Source organism: Microbacterium sp. 71-23 (assembly GCF_001897265.1).
Taxonomy (GTDB): Bacteria; Actinomycetota; Actinomycetes; order Actinomycetales; family Microbacteriaceae; genus Microbacterium; species Microbacterium ginsengisoli.
In genome coordinates this window covers 159,503-175,994 of record NZ_MKSL01000012.1, presented here as the reverse complement: position 1 = coordinate 175,994, position 16,492 = coordinate 159,503, and the positions used below count along the sequence as shown (strand labels likewise).

The window sequence follows — 16,492 nt, the reverse complement described above, 5'->3', positions numbered from 1 at the left end:
CGGCCGGAGCGGATGCCGCGGTTCAGGCCGAGAACGCCCAGAACAGCAGTGCGCCGTAGGCGAGGGCTCCGAGCGACGTGAGACTGAGGGCGATCACGAGCTCCTGCGGCTTGCCGTACATCCACACGATGAGCAGCGCCGGACCGAGCAGCAGCAGCGACATCAGCGCGAGCCACGCGATCGGGTAGAAGAACCCGAGGAAGCAGGCGATCAGCAGCGCCACGACGACGAACACCGTGTACAGCACCTGTGTGCCGCGCGCGCCGATCAGCACGCTCAGGGTGCGCTTGCCGGCCTCACGATCCTGGGGGATGTCGCGCAGGTTGTTCGCGAGCAGCACGGCACAGGCGAGCAGACCCGCTGCGACCCCGCCGAACCAGGCTTCCTGCGGCACGACGCCGACCTGGATGAAGGTCGTTCCGGCCGTGGCGACCAGCCCGAAGAAGACGAAGACGAACACCTCGCCGAGGGCGTTGTAGCCGTAGGGACGCTTGCCGCCGGTGTAGAACCACGCCGCCGCGACGCACACCGCGCCGACGATCAGCAGCCACCAGTGCTGGGTGCGCACCGTGAGCACGACTCCGACGATGCCCGCGAGCGCGAAGAACGCCAGGGCGACAGCGAGGACCGCCTTCGGGGCGGCCTTGCGGGAGCCGGTGAGCCGGCCCGGGCCCACCCGGTAGTCGTCGGTGCCGCGGATGCCGTCGCTGTAGTCGTTCGCGTAGTTCACGCCGATCTGCAGGAAGACCGCGACCGCGAGGCATCCGAGTGCCAGCACCCAGTGAAGGTTCGGGTCGATCACGTGCGCGGCGCCGGTGCCGATGAGCACGGGGGCGATCGCGAGCGGCAGGGTGCGCAGACGCGCGGCGGCGATCCAGTCGCGCACACCCGCGCGACGCGGCGCGGTCACGGGCGAGCCGGAGCGCTGCGGATTGCCTCGGGGGTGCGTCTTGCGCGCGGGCGCCGAGCGCCGCTTCTTGGTGTTGCCTGCCACGGGGAGCAATCCTAGGGGCGCGCGCTCATGTGCCCGCCGAGAGGGCGGCGCGTGCGTGCGCGGCGAGCGCACGCCGGTCGGGCTTCCCTGAGGCGAGCAACGGCATCTCGGCGACGGTCAGCAGGTGCGCGGGGCGGGCTGCGCCGCCCACCTCGGCCTCGACGCGCGCGCGGGCCGCGGCGAGAGCGGCGGCCTCGTCGACGTCCCCCGCGACGACGATGGCGGATGCCTCGCCCCACCGCGCGTCCGGAACCCCGACGACGACCGCGGCGACGAGCGCGGGCACCGTGCGCACCGCCCGCTCCACCCGGTCGAGCGAGACGTTCACCCCGCCCGAGACGATCACGTTGTCGATACGGCCGGTGATGCGCAGCATCCCGTCGTCGACGCTGCCGGCGTCGCCCGTGCGATACCAGCGCACCCCGTCGGCGTCGACCGGGAACACCGCCGCGGTGAGTGCCGGATCACCCAGGTAGCCGTCGGCGAGCGTCGGCCCCGCCACCTGCACCTCGCCCGCTTCGACGCGCAGCCGCACGCCGTCGAGCGGCGCTCCGTCGTAGACGCATCCGCCGGCGGTCTCGCTCGACCCGTAGGTGCGCACGATGCGCACCCCCGCCGCCGCGGCCCGTTCGGCGAGCGCGGGGGCGAGCGCTTGACCGCCGATCAGCACGGCGTCGAAGCTCGCGAGCGCTCGGGCGGCGGCGGCATCCGCGTCGAGCAGGTCGCTCAACTGGGTCGGCACCAGGGCCGTGTAGCGGGGCCCCGGGCCGAGGGCGTCGGTGGCCTCGATGACATCGGATGCCGCGAACCGTCCGCCGTGCGCAATCGATGGCAGCACGACCGGCTCGGTGCCGCTGACGACCGAGCGCACCAGCACCTGCAGGCCGGCGACGTAGGTGGGGGTCAGCGCGAGCAGCCAGCGCCCGGCGCCGAGCAGCCCCACGGTTGCGCGCGCCGACGCGAGCAGGGCATCGGCCGACAGCACGACCGACTTCGGATGCCCCGTCGACCCCGACGTCGTGATGACCGCCGCCGCGCCCGGCAACAGGTCGTCGCGCGAGGACAGGGAGCCTTCGCGGGCAACGTCCTGTTCTCGCGCGTTCTCCTGCGGCCGCGCGGCCGGCGCCGCAGCCACCGGCTCGCCGCCGAGACGCAGCGCGGACCCCGACCCGTCGAGCGCGGCGCGCAGCGCACGGGTCAGGGCCGCGACATCCGTCATCTCAGAAGTGCCAGGGATACGGCGACCAGTCGGGGTCGCGCTTCTCGAGGAATGCGTCGCGGCCCTCGACGGCCTCATCGGTGCCGTAGGCGAGACGCGTCGCCTCGCCCGCGAACAGCTGCTGGCCGACGAGCCCGTCGTCGACCGCGTTGAACGCGTACTTCAGCATGCGGATCGCCGTGGGCGACTTGCCGAGGATCGTGCGTGCCATCGCCACCGCCTCGCGCTCGAGGTCCTCGTGCGCGACGACACGGTTGATCGCCCCGATCTCGTACGCCCGCTCTGCGGAGTATTCCTCCGCCAGGAAGAAGATCTCCCGCGCCACCTTCTGACCCACCTGGCGCGCGAAGTACGCCGAGCCGTACCCCGCGTCGAACGAGCCCACGTCGGCGTCGGTCTGCTTGAACCGGGCGTGCTCACGCGAGGCGATCGCCAGATCGCACACGACGTAGAGCGAGTGCCCGCCACCGGCCGCCCATCCGGGGACGACCGCGATCACGGGCTTCGGCATGAAGCGGATGAGCCGCTGCACCTCGAGGATGTGCAGCCGCCCGGCGCGGGCCGGGTCGTGCACTGCGGCCTCGTCCTCGCTGTATTTGTAGCCGTCGCGACCGCGGATGCGCTGGTCGCCGCCCGAGCAGAACGCCCACCCGCCGTCCTTCGGGCTCGGCCCGTTGCCGGTCAGCAGCACCACGCCGATGCGCGGGTCCTGACGCGCGATGTCCAGCGCCCGGTAGAGCTCGTCGACCGTGTGCGGACGGAACGCGTTGCGCACCTCGGGTCGGTCGAACGCGATGCGGGCGATGCGCCCGTCACGGCTGACGTGGGCGGTGATGTCGGTGTACGACGCCGCCCCCGGGGCATCCGCCCACTCGGACTCATCGAACAGCGGCGAGATCATGCGCGGCTCAGTTCTTGCCGTCGCGCCACTGCAGCCAGCAGCGCACGACGTCGAAGTCCCAGTCGGGTCCGTCGAAGCCGAGCGTGAACAGGCGCACGCCGGCGTCATAGAGCGCGTCGGCGTCGTCGGTCGTGCGGCGCTGCAGCTCGTTCGAGACGACCAGGTTCGACACGTCCGTGCCGTCCTTCGCCGCCCACTCGTCGATGACCGAGATCTTGTGCGCGAGCTCCTCGGGGGTGACGAAGCTGTGCCAGATGTCGGCGTGACGGGCGACGATGCGCAGTGTCTTCTGCTCGCCCTTGCCGCCGATGAGCACCGGGATCTTTCGGGTCGGCACCGGCACCAGCTTCTCCCAGCGCGCCTCGATGCGCGGCAGAGCCTCGGCGAGCGCGGTGAGGCGGGTGCCGGGGGTGCCGAACTCGTAGCCGTACTCGTCGTAGTCGCGCTCGAACCAGCCCGAGCCCGTGCCGAAGATGAATCGCCCCTCGCCGCCCTTGGCCGAGATGTGGTCGACCGTGCGGGCCATGTCGGCCTGCAGGTCGGCGTTGCGGTAGCTGTTGCAGTTCACGAGGGCGCCGAATTCGACCTTCTCCGTCTGCTCGGCCCACGCCGCGAGCATCGTCCACGACTCGAAGTGGCGGCCCTCGGGGTCGCCCGAGAGCGGGTAGAAGTGGTCCCAGTTGAAGAGGATGTCGACGCCGAGGTCTTCAAGGGTGAGGACCGCACGACGGATGTCTTCGTACGAGACGTGCTGGGGACGGATCTGGATGCCGAGACGGACCGGGGTGTCGAGGAGCATGGCATCCAGCCTATTCCTGCCCCGCCCGACGCCGCCGCCCTCGCGGCCGGCCTGGGCGGCGGCGGGCGGTGCTCAGCCGAAGAAGCCGAAGCGGATGATGCTGGCGACCCCGACCACGACGCAGTAGATCACGAACGGGTACAGCGTGCGCGTGTGGAAGTAGCGCGACAGGAACGCCACCGCGGCGAAGGCCGCGACGAATGCGCAGATCGAGCCGACTATGACCTGGCCCATGATGCCGCGGGCGTCGGGCTGCAGCAGGTCGGGGACCTTCAGAACCCCGGCGGCGAGGATGACGGGCGTGGCGAGCATGAACGCGAACCGTGCGGCGCTCTCGTGGTCGAGGCGGCGCAGGAGTCCGGCCGAGATCGTCACACCCGAGCGGGAGATGCCGGGCAGCAGGGCGAGCGCCTGGGTGGTGCCGATCAGGGCTCCCTCGCCGAGGGACAGGTCGTCGATGCGGCGGGCGGCGACGCCGCGGGCCTCCGCACGCGACCCGGCGGCACGGGCGGCCCGCCCGGCGAGGATCGTCTGACGGCGACGCAGCAGCTCGGCCGTCAGCAGCACGAGGCCGTTCAGGGTCAGGAAGACGGCGGCCACGAGCGGGGTCGAGAAGAGCACACGCAGCGGCTTCTCGAGCAGCAGGCCGATGACGCCCACCGGGATCGTTCCGATGATGAGCAGCCACGCCAGACGCGCCTCGCTGCGGCCGAGACTGCGGTGGCGCAGCGACCAGAAGAACCCGCGGATCACCGCGACCCAGTCCCGCCAGTAGAAGACGATGAGCGCGAGCGCCGTCGCAACGTGCAACGCCACGACGAACGCGAGGAACGGGGTGTGCCCCGACGAGTCGCCCTGGGTGACGAGGGACTGCCACTCGCCGCCGATCCACGCGGGGACGAGAATGGAATGCCCGAGGCTGGAGATCGGGAAGAGTTCGGTCACTCCCTGGAGGAGTCCGATGACGACGGCCTGCAAATAGGTCAGATCCACGCGGGCATGATCGCACACCCGCTCATGGATGACGCTAAGGAAACGGAACGCCCGATGCCAGACACCCCGTCGCTCGCCGACATCGCCGCCACCGCGCGGGTCGTCGCACTGCCGATGGCGACCCGCTTCCGGGGCGTGACCGTGCGCGAGGCGCTGCTGTTCGAGGGGCCGCAGGGCTGGTCGGAGTTCGCCCCCTTCGCCGAGTACGACGACGACGAGGCATCCGTCTGGCTGCGTGCGGCGATCGATTTCGCGTGGATGCCGCAGCCCGCCGCCCGCCGCGACGAGATCCCGGTGAACGCGACCGTGCCGGCGGTCGCGGCGGACGAGGTGCCCGTGGTGCTGGCCCGCTTCGACGGCTGCCGCACCGCGAAGGTGAAGGTCGCCGAGCGCGGGAAGTCTCTCGCCGACGACGTCGCCCGCGTCGCGGCGGTGCGACGGGCGCTCGGCCCGGAGGGACGCGTGCGCCTCGACGCGAACGGCGGATGGAACGTCGACGAGGCAGAGCACGCCATCCGCGCGCTGGAGCCGTACGACCTCGAATACGTCGAGCAGCCGTGCGCGCGGGTCGACGAGCTCGCCGACATCCGCGCCCGCATGCACGACCTCGACGTGCCGATCGCCGCCGACGAGAGCGTGCGCAAGGCCGAGGATCCCCTCGCCGTGGCCCGCGCGGGGGCGGCCGACATCCTCGTCGTCAAGGCGGCGCCGCTCGGCGGTCTCTCCCGGGCACTGGAGGTCGTGGCCGCGGCGGGGCTGCCGGCGGTGGTCTCGAGCGCGCTCGACACCTCGGTCGGGCTCGGCATGGGACTCGCCCTCGCTGCCGCGCTCCCCGAGCTCGACTACGACTGCGGGCTCGGCACCTCGTCGCTCTTCCTCGCCGACGTCACAGCGCAGCCGCTGCGCCCCGAAGGCGGTGTCATCGCCGTGCGCCGCGTGCAGCCCGACGCGGCGCTGCTGGCGCGGCACGAGGCATCCGACGACCGACGCGACTGGTGGATGTCACGCCTCGCCCGCTGCCACGCGCTGATCGCCGGCTGAGCGAGGCGCGGCTCAGAGCAGCGACTGCAGCAGACCGAGCTGCAGCTGGGCGGTGCCGAAGATGGCGAGGTACACGAGGATCGTGAGAAGCGGGATCCACGGGGTCAGCACGCGGCCGACCTTCGCGAGCGCCGTGCCCGCATAGCCCTCGCGGAACACATGCAGCACGGTGGCGAACCACATGGGAGTCACCGCGAGGTAGACCAGGGCGCACCACGGGCACAGCGTGTGCAGCGAGAAGATGCTCTCGGACGCGAGCCAGAGCACGAAGCCCATCGCGAAGGTCATGCCGGCCAGGAACAGCCACCAGAACCAGGCGGCGAAGCGCGCCCGGGCCAGAAGCCCCACCCCGACCGCGATCGGTGCGGGGAACATCATGAGACCGAGGATCGGGTTCGGGAACCCGAACACGTTGCCCTGCGGCGACTGGATGTTCTTGCCGCACTGGATGAACGCGTTGACCGAGCACGAGAGCGCCGCGTCGGGGTTCTTCAGCAGCGCCAGATCGTCGAGCGTCAGGTTGAACGCCGCGATGAGACCCGCCAGGCCCCCGACGATCAACAGGATCGGGAGGGCGAGCGGGATGCGGGATGCGGGGGCTGCGGCGGCGGTCGGCGTCGGCGAGGTCACCTCGCGAGGCTATCGCGACCGGCGCACGACGGGGTCGCACCGGCGCGGATCCACAGGGATCCGACGGCTCGACACGGCGGCGGCTCAGCCTGCGGGCGACTCGACCAGCAACGACGCCAGAGCCGCGATGCGCTCGGCGCACTGCTGCTCGGCCCGCTTCGGCGACAGGCGCGCGATCGCCGCGTGCACCGCGGCATCCTCCCACGTGTTCACGAGCATCCGGGCGGCCTCGTCGTCGGGGACGCGTAGCGCGAGACGCGACGTGCGCCGGATCTCGGCGATGATCTGCGCGACCCGGGCGGCCATCGCGCCGTCCCAGGCGAGATAGGCACGGGCCAGGCGCTCGTCGCGCATCGCGTTCGTGCGGATCTCACTCATGAGCAGCACGCCGAGACGGTCGTCGGTGGCGATGTCGAGCACGAAGCGCACGATCTCCGCAGTGCTGCGGGGCACCTCGGCGGCGGCCATCTCGGACACGCGGTCCGCGACGCGGGCGAGCTTGGTGTCGGAGACCTGCCGGGCGAGTTCGAAGAAGAGATCCTCCTTCGACTCGAAGTTGGAGTAGAAGGCTCCGCGGGTGAAACCCGCGCGCTCGCAGATCGCCTCGACGGATGCCCCGTCGAAGCCGACTTCTGCGAACACCTCGGAGGCCGCCTCGACCAGGCGGGCTCGGGTGTTCTCGCGACTGCGCGTCGTCGGCATCAGCGACGCACCACCTCTCCGTGCGCTCATCCGCCGTTCAGGTTGCGGGGGATGGCGGACTCTACGATACACACCTGTATCGGATACAGTCATGTATCGAACCCCGAACCTCGATTTCGCGGAGGCGTCGTGTCCACACTGCTCTACTCGCTCGGCCGTTGGTCGTTCCGCCACCCGTGGCGGGTGCTGCTGACCTGGGTGCTGCTGCTGGTCATCGCCGGCGGCGCCGCCGCGGTGTTCGGCAAGGGCACCGACAACGCGTTCTCGATCCCCGGCACGGAGTCCCAGGCCGGCCTCGAGCAGCTCAGCCGCACCTTCCCGCAGGCGGCCGGCACGAGCGCGCAGATCATCGTGGTCGCCGCCCCCGGGCAGACGGTCGACGAGAGCGCCTACACGAGCGAGATCGCGAACACCGTCACCGAGATCGGAGCGCTCGACGGCGTGCTGGGAGCGACCGATCCGTTCGGGAAGACCGTCAACGGCCTCGTCTCCGACGACAAGAGCGCCGCCATCATCAGCATGCAGTTCAACGGCCAGGTCACCGACGTTCCGGCGAGCACGAAGACCGACCTGCAGTCGATCACGACCTCGCTGCAGCACGCCCTCCCCCAGGGCGCCACCGCCCAGCTCGGCGGCGACCTGTTCGCCGTCTCGGTGCCGGGCATCAGCATCACCGAAGCGGTCGGGCTCGTGATCGCCCTGCTGGTGCTGCTCGTCACCTTCCGGTCGTTCCTCATGGCCGGCATGCCCCTCGGGAGCGCCCTCATCGGCGTCGCGATCTCCATGTCGCTCATCCTCGGGGCGACGGCGTTCGCCTCGGTGTCCTCCACGACCCCTCTGCTCGCGCTGATGCTCGGGCTCGCCGTCGGCATCGACTACGCGCTGTTCATCGCCGCGCGACATCAGGACCAGGTGCGCGCCGGCGTCCCTCCGGAAGAGTCCGCCGCCCGCGCGACCGGCACCGCCGGCTCCGCCGTCGTCTTCGCGGGCATCACCGTGCTCATCGCGCTCATCGGCCTCGGCTTCGCGAACATCCCGTTCCTGACGACGATGGGCATCGCGGCCGCGCTCGCCGTCGCGATCGCGGTGATCGTCGCGATCACCCTCACCCCCGCCTTCCTCGGCTTCGCGAAGGGCCGGGTCGTCGGCTGGTCGCGCCGTCCGAAGGCCGCCGCGAAGAAATCGGATGCTGCACCCCGCCGGTCGTTCTCCACCCGCTGGGCGGGCGTGGTGACGAGGCATCCGCTCGTCACGACCATCGCGGTCATCGTGACGCTCGGCGTGCTGGCCATCCCGGCGGCGAGCCTGCAACTGGCCCTTCCGAACGCGGGCGTACTGCCGAAGGACAGCGAGGCGCGCAAGACCTACGACCTGATCTCCGAGCACTTCGGACCCGGCTTCAACGGCCCGCTCATCATGACCGGCACGATCGTCACCTCGACCGATCCGCTGAACCTCATGAAGAACATCGGCGACGACGTCGCCACCCTGCCGGGGGTCAAGACCGTCGCCCTCGCGACCCCGAACGAGACCGCCGACACGGGCATCGTGCAGATCATCCCCACGACGGCGCCCGACTCACCCGAGACGGCCGCACTCGTGCGGGAGCTGCGCGCGCAGCACGACCACATCCTCGACACCTACGGCGTCGACATGAAGGTCACCGGCTTCACCGCGGTCGGCATCGACATCTCCGATCGCCTCGGCGGCGCGCTGCTGCCGTTCGGCATCTTCGTCGTCGGGCTCTCGCTCGTGCTGCTCATGGTCGTGTTCCGCTCGATCTGGGTGCCGATCAAGGCTGCGCTGGGCTACCTGCTGTCGGTGGGCGCCGCGTTCGGCGTCGTGTCGGCCGTGTTCGTGTGGGGCTGGGGCGCCGACCTCATCCACGTCGCGAAGGTCGGCCCCATCATCAGCTTCATGCCGATCGTGCTCATGGGCGTGCTGTTCGGCCTGGCGATGGACTACCAGGTCTTCCTCGTCTCGCGCATGCGCGAGGACTTCGTGCACGCGAAGGCCGACGGCCGCACCCGCCGCGAGGTCGCGATCGACGCCGTGCGCAGCGGCTACACCGGCTCCGCCCGCGTCGTCACGGCGGCGGCGACCATCATGTTCGCCGTGTTCGCCGCGTTCATCCCCGAGGGGGACTCGAGCCTCAAGCCCATCGCACTGGGGCTCGCCAGCGGCATCCTGTTCGACGCGTTCCTGGTGCGCATGACGCTCGTGCCGGCCGTGATGGCACTGCTCGGCGCGCACGCCTGGTGGATGCCGCGCTGGCTCGGCAAGCGCCTGCCCCACTTCGACATCGAGGGCGAGGCCGTCGAGCGCGAGATCGCGCTGGCCGACTGGCCCGACGACGCCGACCGCTACGCCGTGGCCGCCGACGCGCTCGAGCTCGACGACGAACGGCGTCGCGTCTACACCGGCGTCGACGTGAGGCTCGCGACCGGCGACGGCCTGCTCGTCACCGCGGAGGACCCGCGGGCGACCCGCGCCCTGCTGCTCACGATCGCCGGACGCCTCGAGTCGACCGGCGGGCGCCTGCGTGTGGCGGGCCACCTTCTCCCCGGACGCAACGCCTGGGCCCGTCGACACAGCGCGTTCGTCTCGCTCGGCACCAGCGAGGCGCCGCTCACCGACCTGCGCCGCGGCCTGCGCCGCGCCAGCATCGTCGTGATCGACGGCATCGACCGGCTCGAACGCCTCACCCCCGCCGACCGCGACCAGGCGCTCGCCCTGCTGCGCGAGGGCGCCGGCGACGGCCGCGTGACGCTCGTCGCGTCGGCGCCACCGACCTCCGTCGACGATCTCGGCGCCCTGCTGCGGGGCGCTCGCATCTCCATCGCGCCCGCACTGCGCATCCGCACGACGCTCTCCGCGTCCGACGTCGCCGAGGTGACCGCATGACTCTGCTCGAACGCTCCCGCACCCTGCGCCCGGTGACCTGGCTCGCCGTCATCGGCGTGATCCTGCTGCCCGTGCTCGTCGGCGCCGTGCTGGTCGTGTCGCTGTACAACCCGACCGACCGGCTCGGCAACATGACCGCGGCCATCGTCAACAACGACAAGCCGGTCACCCTCAACGGCCAGACGGTGCCGCTCGGACGTCAGTTGACCGCCGGCCTCGTCGAGGGTTCGAAGGACCTGCCCTCGAACCTCGACTGGGTGATCTCCAACACGGATGACGCGGCCTCCGGTCTCGCCGACGGCACGTACGCCGCGGTCATCACCATCCCCGACAACTTCTCCGCCGCCGCCACCTCCACCGCCCCGGGCGGCACACCTGAGAAGGCGACGATCTCGATCGCGACGGCCAACGACGCGAAGGTCGTCGACTCGGCGATCACCGCGCAGATCGCGCAGACCGCGACATCCGTCATGGGACAGCAGCTGTCGCAGAACTACGTCAAGAACGTGCTGCTCGGCTTCACGACGCTCAACACGCAGCTCGGACAGGCCTCGAGCGGTGCCGAGCAGCTCGCCACGGGCGCCGCCACCGCCGCGAGCGGTGCGGCCGCCCTCCCCTCCGGCATCGGCCAACTCGCCTCCGGGGCGAACCAGCTAACCTCCGGCGCGAACCAGCTGTCATCGGGCGCCGGCCAGCTCGCGAGCGGACTGGAGACCGCTGCCGCGCAAGTCGCGAGCCCGTCGTTGAACTCGGCCGCCGCCACCACGTCCCAGTACGCGGCCAGCGCGGCCAGCCAGACGACAGCGGTCGCGACGACGCTCGGCGCCCTCGCCCAGGAGTGCGCGCAGCTACTGCCGCCGCACGCGCTGCCGAACACGAACACGGCCGCCATCGCGACGCTGTGCGAGAAGCTCGGCACACTCGTCGGCTCCCCGACCGACCCCGCGAACGACACGGCGATCGGGGCGGCGACGGCCGCCGGCTACGCGGCGGGCTACGCGTCCGGCACCCAGACCGGCGTGTCCCAGCTGACGTCGCAGACCTCGGCCGGTCTCACGCAGTCGGCCGCCGCGGCGCACCAGCTGCAGTCCGGAGCATCCGGCATCGCCGCCGGCTCGGCCGCGCTCGCGTCGGGCGCCACCCAGGCGTCGTCCGGGGCGACCCAGCTCGTCGCCGGCGTGGACCAGCTCGCCACCGGCGCCTCGTCGCTCTCCGACGGCCTGAAGACGGCCGTCTCATCGATCCCCACCTACAGCGACACGCAGGCGGCGACCCTCGCCGACGTCGTCGCGAACCCGGTGACCGCCAGCGGGGTCTCCACGAACCTGTTCGGCGGCTCCGCCATCCCGCTGCTGTCGACCCTCGTGCTCTGGTTCGGATCGCTGGCGACCTTCGTGGTGCTGCAGGCGGTCTCGCGTCGTGCGCTCGCGAGCCGTCTGCCCTCGGTCGTGCTGGCGCTGCGCTCCTTCGCCCCCGCCGCCGTCATCGGTGCCCTGCAGGGCGTGCTCGTCGCCATCGTCGTGCAGATCGCGGCGAACTACGACACCGGATCGTGGCTCGCGTACGCCGGGCTGAGCGTCGTCGCCGGCATCGCGTTCGCCGCGGTCAACCAGGCGCTCGTCGCGCTCTTCCGCGGCACCGGCCGCCTCATCGCCGCGATCGCCGGAACACTCGCCATCGCCACGTCGGTCGTCTCGACGACGCCGTCGGGGCTGACCTGGCTCGCCGGTCTCATGCCGACCGCGCCGGCCTACAACGCCGCCCTCGGGGTGCTCGCGAGTGCCGGTGGCGTCGGATCCGCCGTCGTCGGCATGGTCGTATGGACGGTGCTGGGTCTGCTCGCCACCACCTTCGCGGTGTGGCGCCACCGCACGTCCTCGGTGCGGGCGGTGGTCGCCGGCACGACGGCCTGACCCGCGTCCGCGCGACATGACGAGGGGGTGGATGCCGCGGCATCCACCCCCTCGTCGTGTGCCGGTCGGCTCAGCTGCCGCCGGTGGTGAGCCCGCTGTAGGCGTGCAGACCCTTGAAGAACATGTTGACGATCGTGAAGTTGAACATCACCGCGGCGAAGCCGACGATCGACAGCCACGCCGACCGCGTGCCGCGCCAACCGCGCGTCGCACGCGCGTGGATGTAGCCCGCGTACAGGACCCAGATGACGAAGGTCCAGACTTCCTTCGTGTCGAAGCCCCAGTAGCGTCCCCAGGCGTCGTTCGCCCAGATGGAGCCTGCGATGAGGGTGAACGTCCAGAAGATGAAGCCGATGATCGCGAATCGGTAGGCGAGGGACTCGAGGTTCTCGGCCGACGGCAGCAGCCGCAGGAATCCGGGACCGGTCTTCGCACCGGCGGTGCCCGCCTCGGCGGCGGCGAGCGCGCGGCGCTCGCGGCGGATCTGCATGAGCTGCAGCACCGAGAGCGCGAACGCGAGGGCGAACAGCGCCGTTGCGAGAGAGGCGACGAACACGTGCACCACGAGCCACACGCTCTTCAGCGGATCGGCGAGGGGCGTGATCTCGCGGTAGAACGCGACTGCAGAGCCACCCATGAGCAGCACGATGAGGCCCGTGATGAAGGAGCCGAGGAAGCGAAGGTCGTAACGGAACAGCACCGCGAGGTACACCGCGACGATCAGCAGGGTTCCGGTGAGGGCGAACTCGTACATGTTCGACCAGGGCACCCGGCCCGAGGCGATTCCGCGCGTGACGTCGGCCGCGAGGTGGAAGAGGAAGCCGAGCCAGGTCAGCGTCGTGCCGATGCGCGCCCACACGGGGCGGTCGCGACGCGATCCGCGGGCCGTCAGTGCCTCGGCGGCGCGCTCCTGTCGCGCACGCACCTGATCGATGGTCTCGACCGAGCCGCGGGAAGAGGCCGACGACGAGGCCGTCGCCGCCCCTACGCCGACGAGCTCGCGCACATCCTCGGTGGCGGCATCCTTCGCGTCGATGGCGGCCACCGAGCGTCGGGAGAGGTCGATCGTGTAGGCGATGAACGCGAGCGCGTAGATGGCGATCGCCGTCCACACGAGCATGACCGAGGCGGAGTCGAGCGAGAAACCGGTGGAGGGCATGGCGGTGATTCTACGCGCGGCCGTTGTGGGCTTCGCCGGGAGTCGCGTCGTCGCCCGCGGGGGCATCGGAGGCGTCCGTCGACGCCTGCGGCGCCGTCTTCGCCGCCTTTGCGACCGACTTCGCGTGGCGCTCGGCGAGCTGGGTCACCGCGACGGCGATCGCCGGGTCCTCGCCGCGCGCGAGCCCCGCGTACTCCAGGCGCAGCGCGCCGTCCTTCGGAGTGACCCGCACCCACATGCGGCGGCGCGGAACGAACAGCGCGGCCAGAAGCCCGGCCACGGCGAGCCCGGCGAACACCAGCACCCACACCGACGAGGCGTCGTGGTGGATCGACAGCGACACGAAGCGCTTCACCGACGCGGAGTAGTCGGTGCCGACCGCCTGCATCGTCTTCGAGGCGTCCAGGCTCCCGGTCACCAGGGTGGATGCCGACGGGTCGGCCTCGTTCACGAAGGTCACCGTGCCCCAGTCGTTCGGGAGCTTCGCGGTCTGCCCCGGCATGAGCTCGAGCGAGTTCACCCCGGTGGTGCCGCCGGTGAGCTGGGTCATGCCGGTCGGGTCGAGGGTGTACACCGAACGCGGGGTTCCGTCGTTGATGCCGAGGTCGCCGGCGTAGACGTTGAGGGTCAGCACCGGGTAGATCAGGTCGGGGTAGACCGAGCTGAACGCTCCCGTGGTCAGCGGCTGCATCGTCGGGTAGAAGAATCCGACGAGACCGAGCTGCTGCGGCAGCCCGTCGGGGATCTTCACGACGCCCAGCGAGGTCATGTTGTTGTCCTGCGGCAGGAACGGCACCGACTCGTTGTAGATCACCTTGCCGGCGGAGTCGCGCACGATGATCGTCGGCGCGTACCCGTTGCCCATCAGATAGACCCGGTCCCCGGCGACCTCGAGCGGATGGTTCACCCGCACCTCGTCCTGCTGGGCGGACCCGCCCTCGGTCTTGGTGGTCAGGTGGGCGACGAAGTCGCCGGCCTGGCCCGCGCCCGTGTCGCTGGCGGGCGTATAGGTCACGTCGAACTTGTCGAGGGTGAGCGAGAACGGGTCGAGCGCGTTGCCGTCGACGAAGCGTCCCGGATTGAACGACGAGTAGTCCTGCAGCTGGTTGACGAAGGTCGTGCCCTGCACGATGACCCGCTGCCCGGTGTAGGTGAACGCCCCGCCGACGCCGACCGCGATCAGCACTCCCACCAACGCGATGTGGAAGAGGAGGTTGCCCGTCTCGCGCAGATAGCCGCGCTCGGCCGACACGGAGTACGAGCCGCGGCCGTCGTAGCGGTGCACCCGGTAGCGGGCGCCACGCAGCATCCGCTCTGCGGCGTCGATCGCGTCCGCCGCGGCGGTCGTCGCATCGACGCCGTCGGCGAGCGTGAGGGTGGCGGCGCGGTGGTCGTCGAGGCGGGAGAGCCGAGCCGGCGTGCGCGGGGGGAGCGCCCGCATGGCCTTCCAGTGGTGCTTCAGACGCGGGATCACGCAGCCGATCAGCGAGATGAACAGCAGCAGGTAGATCGCCGAGAACCACGCCGACGAGTAGACGTCGAACAGCTGCAGCTTGTCGAGGATCGGGAACAGATCGGGGTGGTCGGTCTGGTACTGCGTGACGCCGTTCGGGTCCGCCGTGCGCTGCGGCACGATCGATCCGGGCACCGCGGCGATCGCCAGCAGCAGCAGCAGGATCAGGGCCGTGCGCATGCTCGTGAGCTGACGCCACGCCCACCGCGCCCAGCCGAGCGGACCGAGTCGCGGCGAAGTGACGGCGGATGCGGCATCCTTCTCGTCGACGGAGCCGACGGCATCGGCCTCGTCGGCGCCGTCGATGTGGTCGGACGGACGCAACGGGTCGGCGTCGCGACCGGACTCAGAGCGGGAGCGGGACACTCGAGAACACCCCCTGGAGGTGGGACATGAGGTCGGTCCACAGACCCGTGACCATGGCGAGGCCGACGAGGATGAGGAGCACGCCTCCGATGATGTTGACGACGCGGATGTGGCGGCGGATGAACGCGACGGCGCCGGCCGCCCAGCCGAAGCCGAGGGCGATGAGCAGGAACGGGATGCCGAGCCCGAGCGAGTAGGCGAGGCCGAGCACGGCCCCCCGCCCCGCGGAGGCCTGCGTGAACGACATGCCGAGGATGATCGCGAGGGTCGGGCCGATGCAGGGCGCCCAGCCGATGCCGAGGGCCAGCCCCAGCAGCGGCGCCCCGATGAGGCCGAGGTTGCCGCGCACCACCGGCTTCAACGTGCGCTGCGCGAACCCGAACATCCCGATGAACACGAGGCCGAGCAGGATGATCGCGACTCCCAGCACCCGCGTGATGATCGCGTTGTACGAGATGAGGAACGCGCCGAACGTGCCGCCGAGGACGTTCATCGCCATGAAGATCACGGTGAACCCGGCGATGAAGAGCACGACACCCAGCACGAGGCGTCCGCGCGTGGCCTGCCCGCCACCGCGGCGCGGAGCGACGGCGCCGCCGATGAATCCGAGATAGCCCGGCACCAGCGGCAGCACGCACGGCGAGAGGAAGGAGACGAGCCCTGCCAGCATCGCGATCGGGATCGCGAGCCAGAGGGCGCCGCCGGCGACGATGTCGCTCATGCGTGCCCCCGGGTCCGGCGGGCGCGGGTCACGACGTCTGCCCCGCCGTGGTGATCAACGAGGTGAGGATCGAGGCGTCCGAGAGCTGACTCACGATGCGCGAGGACACGCGACCCTGCTTGTCGAGAACGACCGTGACCGGCACGGCACTCAGCGGCACGTACTTCGCGAACGACATCTTGATGTCGCCGTTGTTGATCGCGATCACGCTCGGGTAACTCACCCCGTAGGTCTGCGCGAACGAGCGCGACGTCTCGGCCTGGTCGTAGATGTTGACGCCGAGGAACTCGACGTCCTGCCCCTTCACGTCGGTGAACGCCTTCTCGAGCACGGGCGCCTCGGCGCGGCACGGGCCGCACGCGGCGTACCAGAAGTTCACGACGACGACCTTGCCGAGGTACTGGCTGCTCGTGACGTCGGTGCCCTGATCGGTCGTTCCCGAGAAGGTCACCGCGTCGCCGCGCTGGTCGGCGGGGATCTCCTGCACCTGGAAGTCGCCCGAGATGAAGCCCTTGTTGTCGCCGGCGCGGTACTGCGCAGCGAGCGAATCGTTGCTGCAGCCGGCCAGCACGAGGGCTGCGGCCGCGACGACGGCGGCGGCGATGACGCGGATGCCGCGGCGGTTGGGTCTGGTCAT

General features: G+C 70.9%; 14 protein-coding genes. 3 read left to right on the top strand and 11 right to left on the bottom strand.

The window, feature by feature from the left end; translation table 11 throughout:
• Nucleotides 1-22 precede the first annotated feature (22 nt).
• From BGO15_RS05125 to BGO15_RS05105, 5 genes are all read right to left on the bottom strand, one after another.
• Entirely contained in the window at nt 23-994 is a 972-nt protein-coding gene (locus tag BGO15_RS05125; protein ID WP_045247757.1) for a 1,4-dihydroxy-2-naphthoate polyprenyltransferase, read from the bottom strand.
• Nucleotides 995-1,019: 25 nt separating this feature from the next.
• Nucleotides 1,020-2,213: an AMP-binding protein gene (locus tag BGO15_RS05120; RefSeq protein WP_056519338.1), complete on the bottom strand. Its 1,194-nt coding sequence runs from the start codon at nt 2,211-2,213 to the stop codon at nt 1,020-1,022.
• 1 nt (nt 2,214) lies between these two features.
• Entirely contained in the window at nt 2,215-3,114 is a 900-nt protein-coding gene (locus BGO15_RS05115; protein WP_056207720.1) for a 1,4-dihydroxy-2-naphthoyl-CoA synthase, read from the bottom strand.
• 7 nt (nt 3,115-3,121) lie between these two features.
• Nucleotides 3,122-3,913 carry an LLM class F420-dependent oxidoreductase gene (locus BGO15_RS05110; protein WP_056519335.1) on the bottom strand — a complete coding sequence of 264 codons (792 nt, stop codon included), beginning with the start codon at nt 3,911-3,913 and terminating at the stop codon, nt 3,122-3,124.
• Nucleotides 3,914-3,985: 72 nt separating this feature from the next.
• Nucleotides 3,986-4,906 carry an undecaprenyl-diphosphate phosphatase gene (locus tag BGO15_RS05105; RefSeq protein WP_056207726.1) on the bottom strand — a complete coding sequence of 307 codons (921 nt, stop codon included), beginning with the start codon at nt 4,904-4,906 and terminating at the stop codon, nt 3,986-3,988.
• A 54-nt stretch (nt 4,907-4,960) separates the two neighbouring features.
• On the opposite strand from BGO15_RS05105, the gene BGO15_RS05100 reads away from it, so the two are divergent.
• Complete coding sequence (locus tag BGO15_RS05100; RefSeq protein WP_056207728.1) at nt 4,961-5,947, top strand: o-succinylbenzoate synthase; 987 nt, start codon at nt 4,961-4,963, stop codon at nt 5,945-5,947.
• Nucleotides 5,948-5,959: 12 nt separating this feature from the next.
• Here the strand turns inward: BGO15_RS05100 and BGO15_RS05095 are convergent, their stop codons facing one another.
• Together BGO15_RS05095 and BGO15_RS05090 are read right to left on the bottom strand one after the other, a co-directional pair.
• The gene (locus BGO15_RS05095; protein WP_048808996.1) at nt 5,960-6,577 is read right to left on the bottom strand and encodes a vitamin K epoxide reductase family protein; all 618 of its coding nucleotides are present in this window, start codon (nt 6,575-6,577) and stop codon (nt 5,960-5,962) included.
• Nucleotides 6,578-6,661: 84 nt separating this feature from the next.
• Nucleotides 6,662-7,309 carry a TetR family transcriptional regulator gene (locus tag BGO15_RS05090; RefSeq protein ID WP_286747462.1) on the bottom strand — a complete coding sequence of 216 codons (648 nt, stop codon included), beginning with the start codon at nt 7,307-7,309 and terminating at the stop codon, nt 6,662-6,664.
• Between the two features lie 99 nt (nt 7,310-7,408).
• Between BGO15_RS05090 and BGO15_RS05085 the strand changes: the two genes are divergently transcribed.
• Entirely contained in the window at nt 7,409-10,183 is a 2,775-nt protein-coding gene (locus BGO15_RS05085; protein WP_056519332.1) for an MMPL family transporter, read from the top strand.
• Entirely contained in the window at nt 10,180-12,096 is a 1,917-nt protein-coding gene (locus tag BGO15_RS05080) for a YhgE/Pip domain-containing protein (protein ID WP_056207734.1), read from the top strand. Before BGO15_RS05085 ends, BGO15_RS05080 begins: the two co-directional genes overlap by 4 nt.
• A gap of 70 nt (nt 12,097-12,166) precedes the next feature.
• Here the strand turns inward: BGO15_RS05080 and ccsB are convergent, their stop codons facing one another.
• The 4 genes from ccsB to BGO15_RS05060 are packed head-to-tail and all read right to left on the bottom strand — an operon-like array spanning nt 12,167 to nt 16,492.
• The gene (gene ccsB, locus BGO15_RS05075; RefSeq protein WP_056207820.1) at nt 12,167-13,255 is read right to left on the bottom strand and encodes a c-type cytochrome biogenesis protein CcsB; all 1,089 of its coding nucleotides are present in this window, start codon (nt 13,253-13,255) and stop codon (nt 12,167-12,169) included.
• A gap of 10 nt (nt 13,256-13,265) precedes the next feature.
• Entirely contained in the window at nt 13,266-15,134 is a 1,869-nt protein-coding gene (gene resB / locus BGO15_RS05070; protein WP_056519329.1) for a cytochrome c biogenesis protein ResB, read from the bottom strand.
• Nucleotides 15,115-15,855 (bottom strand): cytochrome c biogenesis CcdA family protein, encoded by a 741-nt coding sequence (locus BGO15_RS05065; protein ID WP_056207738.1) that lies wholly within the window; start codon nt 15,853-15,855, stop codon nt 15,115-15,117. Before BGO15_RS05065 ends, resB begins: the two co-directional genes overlap by 20 nt.
• A gap of 28 nt (nt 15,856-15,883) precedes the next feature.
• Complete coding sequence (locus tag BGO15_RS05060) at nt 15,884-16,492, bottom strand: TlpA family protein disulfide reductase (RefSeq protein ID WP_045247745.1); 609 nt, start codon at nt 16,490-16,492, stop codon at nt 15,884-15,886.

Bases quoted from the DNA above. Each gene is read 5' to 3' on its own strand.
- BGO15_RS05120 (WP_056519338.1), bottom strand. From the start codon at position 2,213: ATGACGGATGTCGCGGCCCTGACCCGTGCGCTGCGCGCCGCGCTCGAC.
- BGO15_RS05115 (WP_056207720.1), bottom strand. From the start codon at position 3,114: ATGATCTCGCCGCTGTTCGATGAGTCCGAGTGGGCGGATGCCCCGGGG.
- BGO15_RS05110 (WP_056519335.1), bottom strand. From the start codon at position 3,913: ATGCTCCTCGACACCCCGGTCCGTCTCGGCATCCAGATCCGTCCCCAG.
- BGO15_RS05100 (WP_056207728.1), top strand. From the start codon at position 4,961: ATGCCAGACACCCCGTCGCTCGCCGACATCGCCGCCACCGCGCGGGTC.
- BGO15_RS05090 (WP_286747462.1), bottom strand. From the start codon at position 7,309: ATGAGCGCACGGAGAGGTGGTGCGTCGCTGATGCCGACGACGCGCAGT.
- BGO15_RS05080 (WP_056207734.1), top strand. From the start codon at position 10,180: ATGACTCTGCTCGAACGCTCCCGCACCCTGCGCCCGGTGACCTGGCTC.
- ccsB (WP_056207820.1), bottom strand. From the start codon at position 13,255: ATGCCCTCCACCGGTTTCTCGCTCGACTCCGCCTCGGTCATGCTCGTG.
- BGO15_RS05065 (WP_056207738.1), bottom strand. From the start codon at position 15,855: ATGAGCGACATCGTCGCCGGCGGCGCCCTCTGGCTCGCGATCCCGATC.
- BGO15_RS05060 (WP_045247745.1), bottom strand. From the start codon at position 16,492: ATGACCAGACCCAACCGCCGCGGCATCCGCGTCATCGCCGCCGCCGTC.